The organism is Aquiluna sp., assembly GCF_965064355.1.
On the sequence record NZ_CBCHRQ010000020.1, the window covers coordinates 1 to 18357 of the forward strand.

Annotated in this window: 17 protein-coding genes; 4 read left to right on the plus strand and 13 right to left on the minus strand. The window is 53.7% G+C overall.

Annotated elements, in window-relative coordinates; translation table 11 throughout:
• Positions 1-214: 214 nt before the first annotated feature.
• Positions 215-1384 (minus strand): class I SAM-dependent RNA methyltransferase, encoded by a 1170-nt coding sequence (locus tag AC128V_RS03170; protein ID WP_482763229.1) that lies wholly within the window; start codon positions 1382-1384, stop codon positions 215-217.
• 32 nt (positions 1385-1416) lie between these two features.
• Between AC128V_RS03170 and AC128V_RS03175 the strand changes: the two genes are divergently transcribed.
• Both AC128V_RS03175 and AC128V_RS03180 read left to right on the plus strand, forming a co-directional pair.
• Positions 1417-2007, plus strand: a complete 591-nt coding sequence (locus AC128V_RS03175) for a Maf family protein (RefSeq protein WP_482763230.1) — start codon at positions 1417-1419, stop codon at positions 2005-2007.
• A 74-nt stretch (positions 2008-2081) separates the two neighbouring features.
• Complete coding sequence (locus AC128V_RS03180) at positions 2082-3854, plus strand: acetyl/propionyl/methylcrotonyl-CoA carboxylase subunit alpha (RefSeq protein WP_482763231.1); 1773 nt, start codon at positions 2082-2084, stop codon at positions 3852-3854.
• Here AC128V_RS03180 and AC128V_RS03185 read toward each other — a convergent pair.
• Complete coding sequence (locus AC128V_RS03185) at positions 3851-5272, minus strand: NAD(P)H-quinone dehydrogenase (protein WP_482763232.1); 1422 nt, start codon at positions 5270-5272, stop codon at positions 3851-3853. The two genes, AC128V_RS03180 and AC128V_RS03185, sit on opposite strands and share 4 nt — an antisense overlap.
• 53 nt (positions 5273-5325) lie before the next feature.
• Between AC128V_RS03185 and AC128V_RS03190 the strand changes: the two genes are divergently transcribed.
• A complete protein-coding gene (locus AC128V_RS03190) occupies positions 5326-6147 on the plus strand; it encodes a purine-nucleoside phosphorylase (RefSeq protein ID WP_482763233.1) in 822 nt (273 codons plus the stop codon).
• Complete coding sequence (locus tag AC128V_RS03195; protein ID WP_482763234.1) at positions 6148-7776, plus strand: phospho-sugar mutase; 1629 nt, start codon at positions 6148-6150, stop codon at positions 7774-7776.
• Here the strand turns inward: AC128V_RS03195 and AC128V_RS03200 are convergent.
• The 11 genes from AC128V_RS03200 to AC128V_RS03250 form a co-directional block, all read right to left on the minus strand.
• Positions 7763-8416, minus strand: coding sequence for a pyridoxamine 5'-phosphate oxidase family protein (locus AC128V_RS03200; RefSeq protein ID WP_482763235.1), 654 nt, complete (start codon positions 8414-8416; stop codon positions 7763-7765). The genes AC128V_RS03195 and AC128V_RS03200 overlap by 14 nt on opposite strands.
• Before the next feature lie 9 nt (positions 8417-8425).
• A complete protein-coding gene (locus AC128V_RS03205; RefSeq protein WP_482763236.1) occupies positions 8426-8698 on the minus strand; it encodes a PTS sugar transporter subunit IIB in 273 nt (90 codons plus the stop codon).
• Positions 8699-8714: 16 nt separating this feature from the next.
• Complete coding sequence (locus AC128V_RS03210) at positions 8715-9152, minus strand: PTS sugar transporter subunit IIA (protein ID WP_482763237.1); 438 nt, start codon at positions 9150-9152, stop codon at positions 8715-8717.
• Positions 9152-10234 carry an adenosine deaminase gene (locus AC128V_RS03215; RefSeq protein WP_482763238.1) on the minus strand — a complete coding sequence of 361 codons (1083 nt, stop codon included), beginning with the start codon at positions 10232-10234 and terminating at the stop codon, positions 9152-9154. The genes AC128V_RS03210 and AC128V_RS03215 overlap by 1 nt, the downstream gene beginning before the upstream one ends.
• Before the next feature lie 7 nt (positions 10235-10241).
• Positions 10242-11519, minus strand: coding sequence for a thymidine phosphorylase (locus AC128V_RS03220; protein WP_482763239.1), 1278 nt, complete (start codon positions 11517-11519; stop codon positions 10242-10244).
• Entirely contained in the window at positions 11516-11908 is a 393-nt protein-coding gene (locus tag AC128V_RS03225; protein ID WP_482763240.1) for a cytidine deaminase, read from the minus strand. Before AC128V_RS03225 ends, AC128V_RS03220 begins: the two co-directional genes overlap by 4 nt.
• 2 nt (positions 11909-11910) lie before the next feature.
• Positions 11911-13179 (minus strand): ABC transporter permease, encoded by a 1269-nt coding sequence (locus AC128V_RS03230; RefSeq protein ID WP_482763241.1) that lies wholly within the window; start codon positions 13177-13179, stop codon positions 11911-11913.
• A complete protein-coding gene (locus tag AC128V_RS03235; protein WP_482763242.1) occupies positions 13176-14399 on the minus strand; it encodes an ABC transporter permease in 1224 nt (407 codons plus the stop codon). Before AC128V_RS03235 ends, AC128V_RS03230 begins: the two co-directional genes overlap by 4 nt.
• Positions 14396-15904, minus strand: coding sequence for an ABC transporter ATP-binding protein (locus AC128V_RS03240; RefSeq protein WP_482763243.1), 1509 nt, complete (start codon positions 15902-15904; stop codon positions 14396-14398). Before AC128V_RS03240 ends, AC128V_RS03235 begins: the two co-directional genes overlap by 4 nt.
• Positions 15905-16014: 110 nt before the next feature.
• Positions 16015-17124, minus strand: coding sequence for a BMP family lipoprotein (locus AC128V_RS03245; RefSeq protein ID WP_482763244.1), 1110 nt, complete (start codon positions 17122-17124; stop codon positions 16015-16017).
• A gap of 84 nt (positions 17125-17208) precedes the next feature.
• Positions 17209-18318: a mannose-1-phosphate guanylyltransferase gene (locus AC128V_RS03250; protein WP_482763245.1), complete on the minus strand. Its 1110-nt coding sequence runs from the start codon at positions 18316-18318 to the stop codon at positions 17209-17211.
• Positions 18319-18357 lie beyond the last annotated feature (39 nt).

The following is an 18357-nucleotide window of genomic DNA, read 5'->3' on the forward strand; positions in this document are numbered from 1 at the left end:
ATGGGGGTAGTTGAATGGGCGGGGTCTTTAGATCTGCCCGTCAACTTGTTAAGGTCGAATAACTAAATCGGGCGAGTCAGAGCTAGGAAATTCTTACCCGTTATCTGAAGAAGTAAGTCACTTACAGTCGCAACGAAACCCACGAACTCACTTGCACTTGACTGGCAGGTTCCAGAAGAGCCAAAGTGCAACTCATCGCGATAACCAGCTATGGCTAGCTAAGCGTTAGGGCTGCCACCGCTTCAAAGTGGTGAGTATGAGGGAATATATCTAACGATTTGAGTCCCCTAAGTTGGTATCCCGCCTTGGAAAGTGATCCCAGGTCGCGAGCCAAGGCAACCGGGTCGCAAGCCACATAAATGATGTTTCTTGGGCGAAGTTTGACCAGCTGATCAATCACCTTGCCAGCGGCTCCGGAGCGCGGTGGGTCGAGCACCACGGTGTCGAAACTCCCCGGCTTAGCGCTCGCGATTCGCAAATACTGCAGCACGTCTGACTTCTCAAACTTCAAGTTCGAAAGATCGATAGCCGACTTGGTTCCATCGGTCACAGCCTGCTTGCTGTTCTCAACAGCTGTGAAGTGGGTCGAGCTGTATTTTGCGGCCATGGTCGCGCTAAATAATCCGGCACCCGCATAAAGGTCCAAGGCCGGTTTGGTTGCATCAAACTCCAAAAGATCTGCAGCCTCAAAGACCGATTTGGTTAGAACGTTTGCCGCTTCTTTGTGAACCTGCCAAAAAGCACCTGAGGTCAATCGGAAGGTTCGGCCAGCTGCTCGCTCAATTAGACGCTCTGAGCCGTTTAGCTTGCCGTCAACCATCCACTGCAAATCGCCGGTTGAGCTGGCTGCGATCGAAATCTTCTTTACGCCATTCCAGTTTTTTAGCTGGATGCCCAGCTCTTCGATTTCTGAGACAGCGAGCGGGAGATTTGGGGTGAAGACTGCATCGTTTGATCTTGGTCGCATTGGCCCCGCGGTGCCGGTGGCGTCAACATTGAGCTGGACGCGGGTTCGGTAGTGCAAGCCATCTGTCTCTCCGGGGCAAGCTGCGACTTTGGTCTCAAACTCGAGTCCCGCCATGCGCTGCAGGGCTTCGGCAAGCACCTGGCTCTTCAGCTCTCGCTGGTGCTCCAAGGTGATGTGACCAAACTCTGCACCACCTGCGCCCTCGCGGGCGGCTTTCCAGAAGTGTGGTTTGCGGTGTTCGGATGCTTCCACAACGTTTGTTACTGTGGCGCGAAGAAACTTTCCGGCGTCCTCGGTGATCTCAACATCGACGACTTCGCCGTCGATTGCACCGGTTACAAAGATGACTCGTCCCTCGTGGCGGGCTACAAAAACTCCACCGTGGGCAACTTTTTCAATTTTTACTCGAAGATTCACTCCCACAGTGTTCCACAGCTAACCTTGCTCCCGTGACCAAATTGCTACTTGCCTCAACATCGCCCGCTAGAAAGCGACTGCTCAACGACGCTGGGATCGTTTTTGAAACCCGCTCGCCCGGGGTGGATGAGGATGCCTTGGTTGAAGCCGTAAAGCCACCCACGATCCAAGACATGACACTGTTGCTGGCTCGCGCCAAGGCCGAGGCCGTGAGCTTCGAAGGTCTAGTTTTAGGCTGCGATTCAGCGCTTTTGCTGGACGGAGAAATGCTTGGCAAGCCTCACCTGCCGGAAGTTGCAATTGCACGCTGGCAAAAAATGCGCGGTCAAACTGGGGTTTTGTGCTCAGGTCACTGGCTCATTGATGGAGAAACTGGCGAAGGTGTTGGAAAGGTAACGCAGACAACTGTGAAATTTGCAAACCTGACTGACGAGGAAATTCACAAATATGTGGCAACGGGCGAACCGCTGCAGGTTGCGGGGGCATTCACCATCGATGGCATTGGTGGTGCCTTTGTCGAGCGCATCGAAGGGGATTACCACACCGTAGTTGGACTTTCACTTGTGGCCCTTCGCGAGCTGGTAACAGAACTCGGTCACGACTACCAATCGCTATGGAGATAACCGCAACGAAACGGCAGATTTTTTGTCGTTTACTTATAAATTTCAGGGCGTAGAGGGCAATAAGCTTTTCGATTATGACCCAGCGCCGAATTACCAAGTTACTCATCGCCAACCGAGGCGAAATCGCAGTTCGAATTATTCGAGCCGCCAAGGACGCTGGGATCCTCACCGTTGCGGTTTACGCCGATGGCGACCGATACGCGCAACACGTAAAGCTTGCCGATGAGGCTTACGCCCTAACCGGCGAGACCGCCGCTGAAACTTACCTGGTTTCCGACAAGCTGATTGCGATTGCTAAGCGCTCAGGTGCTAATGCGGTTCACCCCGGATATGGCTTTCTATCCGAAAACGCTCAATTCGCTCAAGCAGTAATTGACGCTGGATTAATCTGGATTGGCCCTAAGCCTGCCTCGATCGAGCAGCTAGGTGACAAGGTTTCGGCTCGCAAAGTTGCGGAATCTGTTGGAGCGCCACTGGCACCTGGCACCATCAACCCGGTTGAGACCGTCAAAGAGGTTGAGGACTTTGTTGCGATTCACGGCCTTCCGGTGGCCATCAAGGCCGCCTACGGTGGTGGTGGTCGCGGCATCAAGATTGTTCGCGAGTCAAGCGAAATCCAGGAGCTATTTGAATCTGCAACCCGAGAGGCGATTGCTGCATTTGGTCGCGGTGAGTGCTTTTTGGAGAAATACCTAGACAAACCTCGACACGTTGAGACCCAGTGTCTTGCAGACCAACACGGAAACGTTGTTGTGGTTTCTACGCGCGACTGCTCATTGCAGCGTCGCCACCAGAAGCTGGTTGAAGAGGCTCCGGCTCCATTCCTAACTGCTGACCAAGAGACCAGGCTTTATGAGTCTTCAAAGGCAATTCTCAAGGCGGTTGGTTACGAAGGTGCCGGAACCTGTGAATTCCTTATTGCCCAAGATGGCACGGTTTCATTCCTGGAGGTAAACACTCGCCTTCAGGTTGAGCACCCGGTGTCCGAGGAGGTCACCGGCCTTGACCTAGTTCGCGAACAATTCCGTATTGCCGAGGGTGGGGTGCTGGATTACGGCGACCCTAAGGTGTCTGGTCACAGCTTTGAATTCCGCATCAATGGCGAAGACCCAGGCCGCGGATTCTTGCCAGCTCCTGGAGCTATCCACCAGTTTGTAGCCCCGAGCGGACCTGGCGTTCGAGTGGACTCGGGAGTCGTTTCGGGAGATGTTGTTTCCGGAAACTTTGACTCGATGATTGCCAAACTTATTGTGACCGGCTCGACTCGCGCCGAGGCACTGCAGCGCTCTAGAAGAGCTCTGGAAGAAATGCAGGTTCACGGTCTACCGACGGTTTTGCCCTTCCACCGCGCAATCGTAAACGACCCTGCCTTTACCGGCGAGAGTGGCCAGTTTGGTGTTTACACCCGTTGGATCGAGACCGAGTGGGACAACACCATTGAGCCTTGGTCTGGACAGGCGGAGGATCTTCCTGAGGCGGAACCGCGCCACGAGGTGGTTGTTGAGGTTGCCGGTAAGCGCTTAGAGGTAAGCGTTCCAAAGCGATTGCTTGTTGGTGAGATTGGCTCCGCAGCTGGACATGCGCCTAAGCGTGCGAAGAGCTCGGGAGCATCCAGCCACACCGGCGCAAAGGGCAATAGCTTGCTGGCCCCGATGCAGTCGACGGTAGTCAAACTTGCTGTCAACGAAGGTGACCATGTTGAGGCCGGTGACCTAGTGGTTGTGCTCGAAGCCATGAAGATGGAGCAACCACTGACTGCTCATCGCTCGGGAACGATTAGCTCGATGGGCGTAAGCGTTGGAGCAACAATCTCTGCGGGAACTCGAATTCTAGATATAACTGACTAGTCAATCGGTTGGTGCAGGGCAGAGGCAGCCTCTGCAATTGAATCTGCCAGCGATGGGTAGACCGTGTAGGTGCGAGCCAGCTGGTCAACCGTAAGTCGATTCTCAATAGCTACCGAAATTGGGTAGATCAAGTCCGATGCCCTAGGTGCAACGACAACGCCACCGATTACGGTGCCAGAGCCAATCGATGCAAACAGCTTGATGAAACCCTCGCGGATGCCCTGCATCTTCGCTCTCGGGTTGGTCTCAAGCATTACCTTCTGAATCTCACCGCGGACAAGGCCCTGTTCGATCTCAGCCTGCGACCAGCCGACCGATGCAATCTCGGGAGCGGTGAAAACGTTAGACGCAACATTGCGCATTCTGGTTGGGGCGGCAACGTCTCCCATGGTGTGGTAGACCGCAGTTCTACCCTGCATGGCACTTACCGAAGCAAGTGGCATAGCGGTCGAGCAGTCACCAACTGCGTAAACATTCGCCCTCGAAGTTCTGGCAACCTTGTTGGCAATCACGTGACCGGTTGGGGTCAGCTCAACGCCTGCCTCTTCAAGACCAAGCCCCTCGGTGTTTGGAATTGCACCGACTGCCATCAAGCAGTGGCTGCCCTCGATGACTGATCCATCTTCCAAAGTGACCTGGACGCCAGTGCCGGTGTTAACCACTGAAACTGCGCGAGACTTGTTCAGAATTTGCATGCCGCCGCGGCGGAAAACGTCTTCGATCAATTCAGCCGCGTCAGCATCGTTTCCCGGCAGAACCTTGTCGCGGCTGGAGATCAGAGTGACCTGGCTACCCAGTTGCAAGTAAGCGGATGCGAACTCGGCACCGGTCACACCCGAACCAACCACAATCATGTGTTCTGGCAGAGCCTTTAGGTTGTATAGCTGCTTCCAAGTGAAAATACGATCGCCATCTGGCTTCGACCCGGGCACTTCTCTCGGGTGTGCACCAACTGCAACGATGATGGTCTTGGCTTCGATTCGCTCGGGCTTTCCACCCAATGTTGGCTCAACTACCACGTGGTGATTGCCGTCAAGATGTCCACGTCCGGAGATGACTCGAACACCTTCATTCTTGAGGGTTAGAAGCATGTCCTCGGATTGGCTCTTGGCTAAAGCGAGCAGTCTTTTATTCACAGCCTCTAGGTCGATTTCCACCTTGGGCTTTACAGGCTTGTTGTCAATCGAGAATGTAACTCCCAGGCTTTGCGCCTGCGCTACCTGTTGAGCGGCGTCAGCGGTGGCGATAAGGGTCTTAGAGGGCACCACATCGGTCAGTACCGCGTTGCCTCCGATGCCACTGTCCTCAATGAGGATTACCTCAGCACCTAGCTGGCGCCCAGCCCTTGCTGCTTCGTAGCCACCAGGGCCACCGCCAATGATTACGATTCGATGTTGGTTCGAAGATGAAATTGCCACGGGTTCATTCTCCCCTACCAATCTGGGTTGCGGGGTTAGTTAGACTGATTTTTATGGTCAATTCACTCAACGTCGAGGGTGCTAACCCCTTCGAAATAGCCCAAGAGGCTGCAAAACAAATCGCGAATATCTCTGGTATTCCAAGCCACGACATCGCCCTAACCCTGGGTTCTGGCTGGGCTAAGGCTGCCGACCTAATTGGTGAGACGGTAAGTGAGATCCCAGGCAGCGAAATCATTGGCTTTTCAAAGTCAGCTGTAATTGGGCACGTTGGCACGATTCGTTCTATTCGCCTGCCAAATGGCAAGCACGCTTTGGTTATTGGAGCGCGCACTCACTTTTATGAGAACCACGGCGTTCGCTCGGTAGTCCACTCCGTGAGAACCGCCGCTGCAACCGGCGCTAAGACCATGATTCTTACCAACGGAGCGGGCGGTATCAAGCCCGAGTGGAACGGCGGCGCTGCGGTGTTGATCTCCGACCACATTAACCTCACTGCTTCTAGCCCATTGGAGGGTGCAACCTTTATTGACCTAACCGACCTCTACTCCAAGCGCTTGCGTGAAATTGCGAAGACCGTCGATTCATCGCTGGACGAGGGTGTTTACGTTCAGTTCCGCGGCCCGCACTACGAAACTCCTGCCGAGGTTCAGATGGCCAAAATCATGGGCGGTCACATTGTAGGAATGTCAACGGCCCTCGAGGCGATTGCTGCCAGAGAAGCTGGCATGGAGATTCTAGGAATGTCGCTGATTACTAACTTGGCGGCCGGTATTCAAACCACTCCGCTCTCACACGCCGAGGTGTTGGAGGCTGGCCGAATTGCCGAATCTCGCATCGGCAAGTTGCTCGCCGAGATTGTGACCAAGCTCTAAATGGACCTAGTTGCACTAGCCAATAACTGGTTGGCCCAAGATCCAGACCCCATTACTCGCCTCGAGCTCGAGGAGCTAATTCGAGCAGGAGATGAAGCGGGACTTACTTCGCGTTTTGAATCTCGCCTACAGTTTGGAACCGCAGGGCTGCGAGGTGAATTGGGCGCTGGGCCGAATCGCATGAACCGCATTGTGGTCGCGCAAGCTGCGTTTGCAATTGCGCGTTTTCTCAATGCCAACCGGGCTGAGTACCTCGATAAAGCCGGGGAGCTCTCGGTAGTTGTTGGCTACGACGGTCGAGTGAATTCGGATATTTTCGCGCAGGATTCAGCTGAAATCTTTGCCGGCGCAGGAATCAAAACCCGGCTGTTTGACTCCGCCGTGCCGACTCCGGTTGCGGCTTTTACCGGCAAGAGATTTCACGCCAGCGCAACCGTGATTGTGACTGCAAGTCACAACCCTCCTAAAGACAACGGTTACAAGGTTTACCTCGGTGGTCAAAACGGTTGTTCACAGTTGGTATCTCCGCAGGACAAAAAGATTGCCGCACTAATCGATCAGATCGCACTAGAAACCAAGTTCTCGGATATTCCAAAGTCCTCAAATATCGATTCACTTGGCCAGGCCGATATCGATCTTTACGTAGCTAGGGCAGCATCTCTGGTCTCAAGCGATACTTCCGGGCGCAGCGATCTTCGAATCACCTACACCGCCATGCACGGCGTTGGATACCGAACCATGAAGTCTGTTTTTGACAGCACCGGTTTTGTCTTCAGCTCGGTAGCGAAACAGCAAGAACCGGATGGTCAATTTCCCACCGTCGCTTTTCCAAACCCGGAAGAACCTGGTGCGATGGACCTTAGCTTTGCTCACGCGCTAACTCAGCACTCGGACTTGATCATTGCAAACGATCCAGATGCTGATCGGCTAGCGGTTGGCGTCAGAAACGGCAATGGTTACCAAATGCTCACCGGCGACCAGGTTGGCCTTTTGCTTGCGGAAATGCTTGCTTCGGCTAAGCAAAGTGGCACTTTGGCAAACTCGATTGTGTCCGCCAGCCTTGCGAAGGTGGCAGCGTTCCACAACTTGAAATACCAGCAGACCCTCACGGGATTCAAGTGGATTTCAAAGGTGCCGAATCTGAGCTTTGGTTATGAAGAAGCCTTGGGCTACTGCATCGATCCGGAATTCACGCCAGACAAGGATGGTATCTCCGCAGCGCTTGCTATTTCGGAGCTGGCCGCCACCCTCAAAGCCGAAGGTATGAGCCTTTTGGACCTGCTTAGGGGATTGGCCAAGCGCTATGGTCACATGGCAACCGGACAGGTGTCGATTCGAGTCACAGACCTATCACTTATCGGCAAGATAATGGGCGATGTGGTTGCAAGTCCGGTCGCTGAGATTCTTGGTGAGCGTGCGGAATTTGAGAATCTCGAGCTTGGAAAGAACCTGCCTTCGACCGAAGGGGTTATCTTCACCACTAGTTCATATCGAGTCATCATCAGACCGTCCGGCACCGAGCCAAAACTCAAGTGCTATCTGCAGGTCACTGCTGATTCAGAGGAAGCTTCCAAGTCTAAGCTAGCCGAGCTCAAGGAATGGGCTCACAAGCTTCTCAGCGCTTATTAGCGAGGCGTTTGATCGACTCTGGGACTTCTAGGCCTGCGGCCTCTTCGTCGGCTGGAATCGGTGTTCCAATACTTGTGATGATTGGCACGATTCCTGCCCAGGTGCCCTGGTTTAGATCCGACTCATCGTCATCAACCTCGTTCACGGAAATCTTTACCGAGCACTCATCAAGTGGCAGCGCAACGATGATGGTTGCGGCCAACTCTTTCTTCGTGCTGGAGCGAACCTCTTGGACTCGGCCTGGAATCATCGAATTGCTAAGAGCATCTAAGGCGGCATCCTTGTCATCATCGGCTACCAAGCTCGCCTTGCCAAAAATCACCACCGATCGGTAGTGCATGCCTGAGTTAAAAGTTGAACGCGCAACCTTGAGGGCTTTCAATTCTGTGATGGACACACAAACCTCAGGCTCGTCATGCAGCAAGCGCATAAGTCTTGAACCGGATGAACCGTGGAGGTAGAGGGTGTTGTCCACTCGGCCAAATGCCATCGGAATTACCAGCGGTTTGCCGTCTTGAACCAAACCGACATGGGAAACAAAGTTGTCATCCAAGATCGAATAGAGATCGCTGACCTCGAAGGAAGCCTTGTGAGAAATTCGGTTGAGCGTCGTGCGCTGGGTGCCGCCTGGGTTTGCCATGGCAAAACACTAGCTGAGCGCGGCGGTAAGTTTCTGCTCGATCTCTTCTAGGTTGAAAATGTTGTCAATTGGAATCACTTCGGAACGAATACCTTTGATTTGCTCCTGCAGCTCAGGAGTAATCAGAACAATCTGAGCCAAAGACTCAGAGGACATCGCATCCGCGATCGAAACAGCCTGGACCTCCGCCTCTACACCCATAGCCGCTAACACTCGGTCGGCGTTGGATTTTAGGAGGACGGATGTACCAATACCGGCACCACAGACTGCATAAATCTTCACAGTGCTATCCAACCAACTAAGCGGTCAATAAATTGCGAATAATTGTGAGATTGGGTTCATTTAACAATCTATTCATGTTGCCCTCGGCTGACATAACCTGCGCAAAGCTAGCCAATAGTTCGATATGGCTGTCGGAATCGACCGCACAAAACGCAAAGACCAGTCGCACCGGATCGTTGTTCGAGCCGGAGACAACCGGCTCCTCGAGTCTTAAAAGCGCCATGCCGGTTTCCAGAACTCCGACCCCGGGGGCAGCGTGAGCAATTGCAATTCCGGGAGCAACCACAAAGTAGGGACCGAGCTTTTGATTGGCAACCAAAACCTCTTCGAGATACTCAGTAGTCACCCTGCGGTCTGCTTCCAAAAGTGCCACCGCTTTACTCAGTGCACCCTCCCAATCGGTCACCTCAATATGGTGCGCGATGGAATTTGGGCCGAAGGCTTGGGATAGCACTATTGAGCCTCTGCGAAGCCGATCTCAATCATGTCCATCAATTCTTCGCGCTCAGGCAAGCCTTGGAAGGCAGCCTCGGCGGCATTGAGTTGGAACTGCTCCAAGTCCGCAATGCTGTAGCCAAAGGTGTCAACCAAAATCTCTAACTCCTTGGTCAGATTCGTTGCACTCATAAGGCGGTTGTCAGTGCTGACCGTCACCTTGAAGCCAAGGTCATACAAGATATCAAACGGATGATCCGCCATGGTGTCGCCAAGCATTGCAAAAGCACCGGTCTGAAGGTTAGAAGATGGTGAGGTTTCTAGCGCGATGCCGCGGTCGTGAACCCACTGAGCGACTGGTCCAAGAACAACCAAATCAGTGTCACCTTCGGTTCGAGAGAACATGATGTCTTCAACCAACCGAACTCCGTGTCCTAGGCGAAGTGCTCTACCTGAAACGATTGCATCGCGAATCGACTCAACCCCATCGGCCTCACCAGCGTGAACGGTGACGGGGAAAAGTTCCTCAGCTAGGTAGTCAAACGCCGCCTTGTGAAGTTTTGGCAAAAAGCCCTGCTCGGCACCTGCGATATCAAAACCAACAACGCCAGCGTTGCGGTGACGAACTGCTAGCTCAGCAATTTCCATAGCGCGATCGGCGTGACGCATCGCGGTTACCAGCTGACCGGTGCGAATAAAACCACCGCGGTCTTCCACCTCAGCCATGCCGCGCTCAAGTCCGTCCTGGACGGCCTCTACGGTTTCATCAAGTGTTAAACCCTTAGAGATGTGCTGCTCCGGGGCCCAACGCAGCTCCGCATAAATCACGTTTTCTTCGGCAAGATCAATAACTGCTTCGTAGGCCACGCGCTCTAATCCCTCGCGGGTTTGCATGACCGCAACCGTGTGGTCAAAAGTCTCCAGGTAGCGAACCAATGAACCGGAGTTAGCGGCTTCTGCGAACCAGCTGCCCAGCTCCAAAGCGTTATCCGCAGGCAGGACATGCCCGATCTTCTCAGCCAACTCGATAACGGTCTGAGGTCTCAGGCCGCCATCTAGGTGATCATGAAGCGAGATTTTTGGTAGGGCTTGAATGTCCAATGGGTTCCTAACTGATTCTGCCGAGGATGAGCTTACGCTGGGCAACCGACGAGCTTGAAATCTCAACTGCGCCGCCAGCTAACTCAATCGCTCGGTCGAACTTCTCTTCGGTGTCGGTGAACAAAGTCATCAACGGCTGACCAGCTTCGATTCGGCTCCCGATTTGAACATTCAGCACGACACCCGCCCCAAATTGAACCGCGTCCTCTTTACGCTCTCGCCCTGCACCCAATCGCCAGGATGCCACTCCGACTTCTAGGGCATCCAAACGCGAAACAAAACCTGACTCAGTTGCCAGGATTTGGTGTGAGTGTCTTGCCTTTGGAAGTTCTGCATCTGGATTACCGCCCTGGGCAGAAATCATTTGACGCCACTTGTCCATTGCTTTGCCGTTGCGGAGGTTCTCACTTGGGTCAACGCCGTTGACTCCGGCCTGACTCAACATTTCTTTGGCAAGCTCCACAGTGAGTTCAATGACGTCGGTTGGACCGCCACCGGCTAGCACCTCTACCGACTCCTCTACCTCGAGGGCATTACCGATCTTGAGGCCAAGCGGGGTCGACATGTCGGTCAATAGTGCAGAGGTGTTCACGCCAGCATCTTGACCAAGCGCTACCAAGGTTTGAGCCAACTCGGTAGCTCTGTCCAAGGTCTTCATGAAGGCTCCGGAGCCGACTTTGACGTCCAGCACCAAAGCCTTGGTGCCCTCTGCGATCTTCTTGCTCATGATCGAGGATGCGATAAGTGGGATGGCCTCAACCGTGCCGGTGACATCGCGCAGCGAGTAGAGCTTTCTATCAGCAGGGGCAAGTCCTGAACCCGCAGCGCAAATAACAGCTCCGACCTCGGCCAACTGTGAGTAAAGCTCGGTGTTAGAAAGACTGGCCTGCCAGCCCGGAATCGCTTCTAACTTGTCAAGCGTGCCACCGGTGTGACCTAGACCTCGGCCCGATAACTGCGGAACCGCAACACCGTATGAGGCGACCAAAGGTGCCAGCGGCAAGGTGATCTTGTCACCCACTCCTCCGGTTGAATGCTTATCCGCGGTCGGCATCGCAAGCCCTTCGAACTCGAGTCGTTCCCCAGAGTCGATCATGGCCAAAGTTAGATCTTTGATCTCGCGACGATTCATACCGTTGAGCAAGATAGCCATTGCCATCGCAGACATCTGCTCATCCGCGACAACACCTGATGTGTAATTTGCGATCAGCCAGCGAATCTCTTCGGTGCTCAGCTCGAACCGCTCGCGTTTTTTTATGATCAGTTCGACGGCGGAAAAGCTCACTTTTGCTCCAGGTGTTCTGGCCCGAAGGCATCAGGCAATACTTCGTAAATGGTCTTTATTCCAGAAACGGTGTCAAGCAACATTCCGGGGGCGTGGTGTTCATAAAGCAACTGGCGACAGCGACCACATGGCATCAGGGTGTTGCCATCGCCATCGACACAGGAGAACGCAACGAGCTTCCCGCCACCTACTCGATAGAGCTCACTGACCAGCGAGCACTCAGCACATAGCCCGACTCCGTATGAGGCATTCTCGACATTGCAGCCGGAGATGATCTCACCCTTGTCAGTCAGCGCTGCAGCGCCAACTGGAAAGTTTGAGTAAGGCGCATAGGCCTTTTTCATCGCCTTGGTTGCTTCGGCCTTCAGAGCCGCCCAATCAATCTCCATCACTAACCCTTCACGTAAGGAATTGCGAGAGATTTTGGAGGCCTGGACTGACCTACAAAACCAACCACCGCAATGATCGTCACAATGTAAGGAACCATAGTGATGAAATCGGTTGGGATACCAGGGCTAACCTGGTTTGCCCAGACGCGCAAGATGATTGAGAAACCAAACAGCAGTGCTGCAAGCGCTGCCGAGATTGGGTGCCAGCGACCGAGGATTACCACTGCGAGGGCGATAAAACCAAAGCCACCTGACATTTCGCGACCAAACGCTCCAGCGTTACCGACCGTCAAAGCGGCACCACCCAAACCTGCAATCGCACCACCAATGGTTACCCACCAGAAGCGCGTGCGGCTCACGTTGATACCAACGGTGTCAGCAGCTAGTGGGTGCTCACCAACGGCTCTGGCGCGAAGGCCAAGCTTGGTTTTGAAAAGCACAAACCACAACACAGGAACAATCAACAGAGCTGAGAAAACTGTGATTCGGTTTTCAAATAGCACCGGACCCAGAACTGGAATATCACTCAGGAATGGAATCTTGATGATGTCCAAGGTGCCGGGGAAGTTGACGTTCTCGCCATCCTCGGTTAGCCATTGCTGGTAGAGGAAGTTGGTGATACCAATTACCAAAACATTCAGCACAACGCCAACAATGATCTGCTGAGCGAGGAACTTGATCGCAAAGACTGCGAGCACCATGCTCATCAGAGCTGCGGTGAACATGGCAGCAAAGATTCCAAGTGCGAAGTTGTCGGTGATGCTGGAAACCACGGCCGCCATGAAGGCACCCGTTAGCAACTGACCTTCGATTGCGATGTTGGTGATTCCGCTGCGCTCGCTCATGACACCGGCCATTGCACCGAGCATGATTGGAACTGCCAATACCAATGCGGTTCCAGCAATAAACACAACCGGGACAGTGTTGTCGGCAGCCAGCCAGCCAAGCAAGGCCGTTACCCCCAACAAGCCATAGATCGAGACCAGCCAGATTGGAGTTTTGCTATTGCGCAGCGAAAGCAATAGCGAAGCAACCGCCACCAAAAGCATGATGACGCCTGAGACGACACCGAGCTGAGCCGAAGCGATTTCAAACGCCGGAAGCTGGATTAGGTCCTGCTTACGGGTCAGTTCAAAAATGGTTTGACCGCTGCGACCCGCAATGCCGAAGAAGTAAAGCACTACCAGAGCAAGCGCGCCCATCACGATTGGGCTCTTGAAACCAACGCGTTCTTCGCTATTGATTCCCGATACCGGCTTTAGCCAACTCATTTGGCACCGCCTTTCCCAAAGATGCGATCTCGAATAGCAGCGAGCGCATTTGTGGTCTGGGGTTTAGGCAGCCCGAAGATGGCCCTAATCAGCGGTGGCGCTGCGATAAACAGCACAATCGCTCCCTGCACGATTCCCAAAACCTCTGGCGAGACTCCGATTACCTGCATCGCAGGGGCTCCGGCCTTGAAGGCACCAAAGAGCAAGCCAGCCAGCAAAATACCCGGGGCGGATGATCCTCCGAGTAGAGCAACCGTGATGGCGTCGAAGCCGATGCCGGCGTGAGAGCTTGGGGTAACACCGATGGCTGTTCCAAGTGCTTGGTTTGCTGCAGCAACACCGACAAATGCTGCCGACAGCGCCATGGCCAAAACATAGGTGCGGTTCACATTGATACCCGCGGTCTTTGCGGCATCCGGGTTGAAGCCGACCATGCGCAAGCGGTATCCAATGGTTGAGCGCTCCATTAGCCACCAGTAAACAATGACCGCTGCAATAGAAAACACCAATCCCCAGTGCAGCGAATACTCGTCGCCAAAGAGCTTCGGGAACTGCGCGGTGACCGCGGCAGGATCTGCCTTCGGGTTTCCGCTTGCTCGCTCCTCCTGCAGAAGGGCTGGGTCTCGCATTAGGAAACTGAAGAAGTAGATGGCGATGTAGTTGAGCATGATCGTAAGGATCACTTCGTGAGCACCGGTTCTAGCTTTTAGGAAACCAACCAGTGCGCCCAATAAACAAGCTCCTAGGATTCCGGCGATAAGTGCGACGATCATGTGCAGCACGATTGGCAACTCGATTCGGGTTGCCACCCAAGTCGAAAAGATCATGCCGAAAATTAGCTGACCGGTTCCACCGATGTTGAAAAGTCCAACTCGGAAGGCAAGGCCAATTCCCAAGCCGGCTGCAATCAGCGGTGCACCGAGCCTGAGCGTCTCGGTAAGTGGCCTGAATGCCCGAACCAGATCCTCGGCCTCAGCGTTGAAGATGGAGCCTCTAAACAATGCTCCGTAGCCATCGCTGACGACAGTCCAAGCTGCACCCAGTGAGTCCTGAGGCCTGGTAAAGAAATAGGTCAATCCCTCCAAGAATTCCTTGTTGGATCCGATCATGAACATCGCACCGACTAAGAATCCAAGGATCACTGACAGCACCGTGCGGGTTAAGCCTCCGGCCAGAATCTCTTTGATGGCTTGATTGAATCTCGCCTCTGGACTGCTCATGCTGCAACTCCCGCCATCATCTTGCCCAACTGCTCTCTGGAGGTTTCTGGGCCAACAATCCCCATTATTTGACCGCGATACATAACTGCAATTCGATCCGCAAGCGCAAGCACTTCGTCCAACTCGGTTGAAATCAGGACCACGCCCTTGCCGGCGTCTCGCTCCGCAACTAACTGCTCGTGAATGAACTCAATTGAGCCCACATCTACACCTCTGGTTGGCTGTGATGCAATAAGGAGATCAACCTTGCGGTAAAGCTCACGCGCCACCACAACCTTCTGCTGATTTCCTCCGGAGAGTTTTCCAGCCAGGTGATCGGCCGATGGAGTTCGAACGTCAAATCTCTCAACCAGGTCCTTGGCAATCTTCTTGCGGGCTGCAAAGTTAATGTTCAAGCCCTTGGTGAATACCGACTTATAGGAGGCATTCAGCATCAAGTTTTCGGCAATCGTGAACTCAGTAACCAGTCCATCTTTCTTGCGATCTTCTGGGATGAATCCAACCCCTGACTCTAAGACATCGCGAACCGAAGCCTGTGGCCTGCGTTGCTCACCATTGATTGATATGGAACCACTGCCCTTGATAACTGGGCGCAAACCCAGTAGGGCTTCTGCGAGCTCGGTCTGGCCATTACCCTGCACACCGGCGATTGCCAAGATCTCACCGCGTTGAACCATAAAGCTGACGCCGTTTACCGCTCTCTGGTTTCTATCATCCAGGACTGAGATGCTTTCAACTCGAAGCACTTCATTGCCCAAGCTGGCTTGGCGCTTGGAAACTGTTAGATCGACCTCGCGGCCAACCATCATCGATGCCAGAGCGGATGTTGACGCGTCCGGAGCGGCGTCGCCCACCACTTTGCCCAGACGAATCACGGTGATCTTGTCTGCCACCTCTTTTACCTCACGAAGCTTGTGGGTAATAAACACAATGGAGGTGCCGGCCTTGGCAAGCTGGCGCATGATTGCCATTAGCTCATCGGTTTCCTGCGGCGTCAAAACCGCGGTTGGCTCGTCTAGCACCAAGATTTTGGCGTCTCTAGAAAGTGCCTTGATGATCTCCACTCTCTGCTGGACACCCACCGGTAGGTCCTCTACCAAGGCGTCAGGATCTACGTTGAAGCCAAAGCGGTCGGAAATCTCAACAACGCGCTTTCTAGCCTGGGCAAGTTTGAAGGTTCCAAATACACCGGTTGGCTCGTTGCCCAAAGCTACGTTCTCGGCGACGGTGAAGACTGGAATAAGCATGAAGTGCTGGTGAACCATTCCGATACCCGATGCCATCGCATCGCCAGGGCCTGAGAATTTCTGGGCTTTGTCATCAAGCAGGATCTGACCCTCATCAGCCTGGTAAAGACCGTAAAGGACATTCATCAGGGTGGACTTGCCGGCACCGTTTTCACCCAGCAGTGCATGGATCTCACCGGGTTGAACAACAAGGTTGATCGAGTCATTGGCCACCAGCTGGCCAAAGCGCTTTGTAATACCGCGCAGTTCTAATTTCACTTTTGCACTCCTTCGTGCCGAGTACCTATTCTGCCAAAAAAATAGGCGCTACTCCGCCAAAAAAAGTAAGGGCCGCAGATCTCTCTGCGGCCCCCAACTTATTTACTGAATTAGCTCAGTGGGTCAATCTCACCAGCGATGATGCCAGCCTCTAGCTCGGCTAGGCGAGCCTTGGTTGCGTCATCGATCTTGGAGTCGAAGTCGTAGAACGGAGATAGTCCGGTTCCACCGTTTGCCAAGGTGCCAACGTATGCGTCACCGTTGAATGCGCCACCAGCAGATAGCTCTGCGATGATGTCGTAAACAGCGTTGGTCATGCGCTTCTCAGCTGAGGTAAGCACGTAAGGTGCGTACTCAGGAGAGGTTAGAGCGACGTCCTTGTCAACACCGATCATTACGCCATCGATGCCAGCTTCCTTGATTGCCTCAGATACAGCACCGAACTGGTCTCCACCAACTGGGAAGAGCACGTCAGCGCCGTCGTTGATCAATGCAGCTGCAATTGACTTTGAGGTACCGGAGTTAGGAGTGAAGTCACCGATGAACTGACCGGTAGCTGCGGCTGGGTCCCAACCAACAACCTTCACTGCAGTGCCGTTCTCTTCGCCCCATGCCATAGCTCCGTAGTAGAAGCCGTTCATGAAGTCGACAACAGCGTCAATCTGCATACCACCGTAGGTGCCAACGACCTTGGTGGTCGAGTAAGCAGCAGCTAGGTAGCCAGCTAGGTAGCTGGACTGGTTCATTGCGTAGCCAACTGGCTTTAGGTTTGCGTTGCCTTCAGACCAACCATCGATGGTCACGAAGCTCACATCTGGGTTAGCAGCAGCTGCAGCGTTTGCGTCTGCAACAAGGTTGAAACCAACTGCGAAGGTAATGTCGCAAGCCTGGTCAACCATTGCCTGTAGGTTCGGGGCGAAGTCCTCAGCAGAGTTCGACTCTGCATCGGCAATCTGAACACCTAGCTCGGTCTGAGCCTTGGTTAGACCATCGTAAACAGACTCGTTGAATGACTTGTCGTTCCAGCTACCCTCGTCAGATACTGCACAAGCAAGGTAGTCAATGCTTGGTGCCTCTGATGCGGTCTCTGTTGCGGTTGGCTCTGCTTCTGGAGCAGCTGCGCAGCCGGTTAGCACTAGGGCTGATACGCCTAGTAGTGCGAATGCTGCGGATGCATTCTTTAGTTTCAAGGTTTCCTCCTGATTGGAAATGTGTGCCATTAGGCACCTTTTGCGAACACTCTACCGATGTTTTGAGGAGCAACATGACCGCAACGGACAAGTTCCAAGGCTGTGCAAGAACTGTTATAAAAGTTCCGAATGTCCGGTTTGTTTTAGGACATCAACTAGCGATTTGACCTTTTGAGCATGTTCCTTGGTGGTAATCAATAGGGCATCTGGAGTGTCCACCACAATCACGTCCTCTAGGCCAATAAGTGCGATCAGGCGGTTGGTGTCGGACACCAAGATTCCCGAGGATGAGTCGGAGAGTACCTTCGCAGAACCCAAGACTGCAAGGTTGCCCTTTTTTCCTTGGGACTGCAGCTCCGCAATAGCCGCAAAGTCACCCACGTCGTGCCATTCAAATTCGGCTGGAATGACCGCCACCAAACCCTGCTCGGCGGCAGGCTCAGCGATTGCGTAATCGATTGCGATTCTCTTGAGCTTTGGCCACTGACTCTTTAGCGCCGATTCGCGAGCTGGGGTGTCCCAAGCCTTCGCGATTTCCATAATTCCGGCGTGAAGCTCAGGCTCGGTCTTTGCCAAAACTTCGAGCAGCAATTTGGCTGGAGCGATAAACATTCCGGCGTTCCAAAAATACTCTCCGGACTCCACATACTGCTTGGCGACTTTGATGCTTGGCTTTTCTACAAACTTCAAAACTTCGCACGCGGTTGGGCTATCTAGACGCTCACCTTTTTGGATGTAACCAAAACCGACCGATGGCTCGGTTGGCCGCAGGCCGATCGTCACAATTTTTCCGGTGGCAGCGATGTCCACGGCCTCCAAGACACTCTTGTGAAACTCAGCCTGATCCAAAATGACGTGGTCGGCGGCAAAAGAACCAATAATCACATCTGGCTGACGAAGTGCCAAAACCGCTGCGGCAAGGGCAATCGCGGCGGTTGAGTCGCGTGGCGATGGCTCAAGAATCAGGTTCTTCTCGTCAAGCTCTGGCAGCTGCTGCTCGACCGCGTGCGCGTGCACATTGCCGGTGACCACCATGGTCTTGCCCGCGGCGATTGGTTGAAGTCGATCCCAGGTGTCCTGCAGCAAGGTCTGACCGCTACCGGTTAAATCGTGCAGAAACTTCGGTGCACTGGCCCTGGATAGTGGCCAAAGCCTGGAACCTACGCCACCAGCGGGGATGACGGCAAAGAAGTTGTCAAGGTTGGTACTTTTCGAAGAGTTCACCTAATCACCCTAGATGTTTCTTGGCTTTTTGGGAAAGCC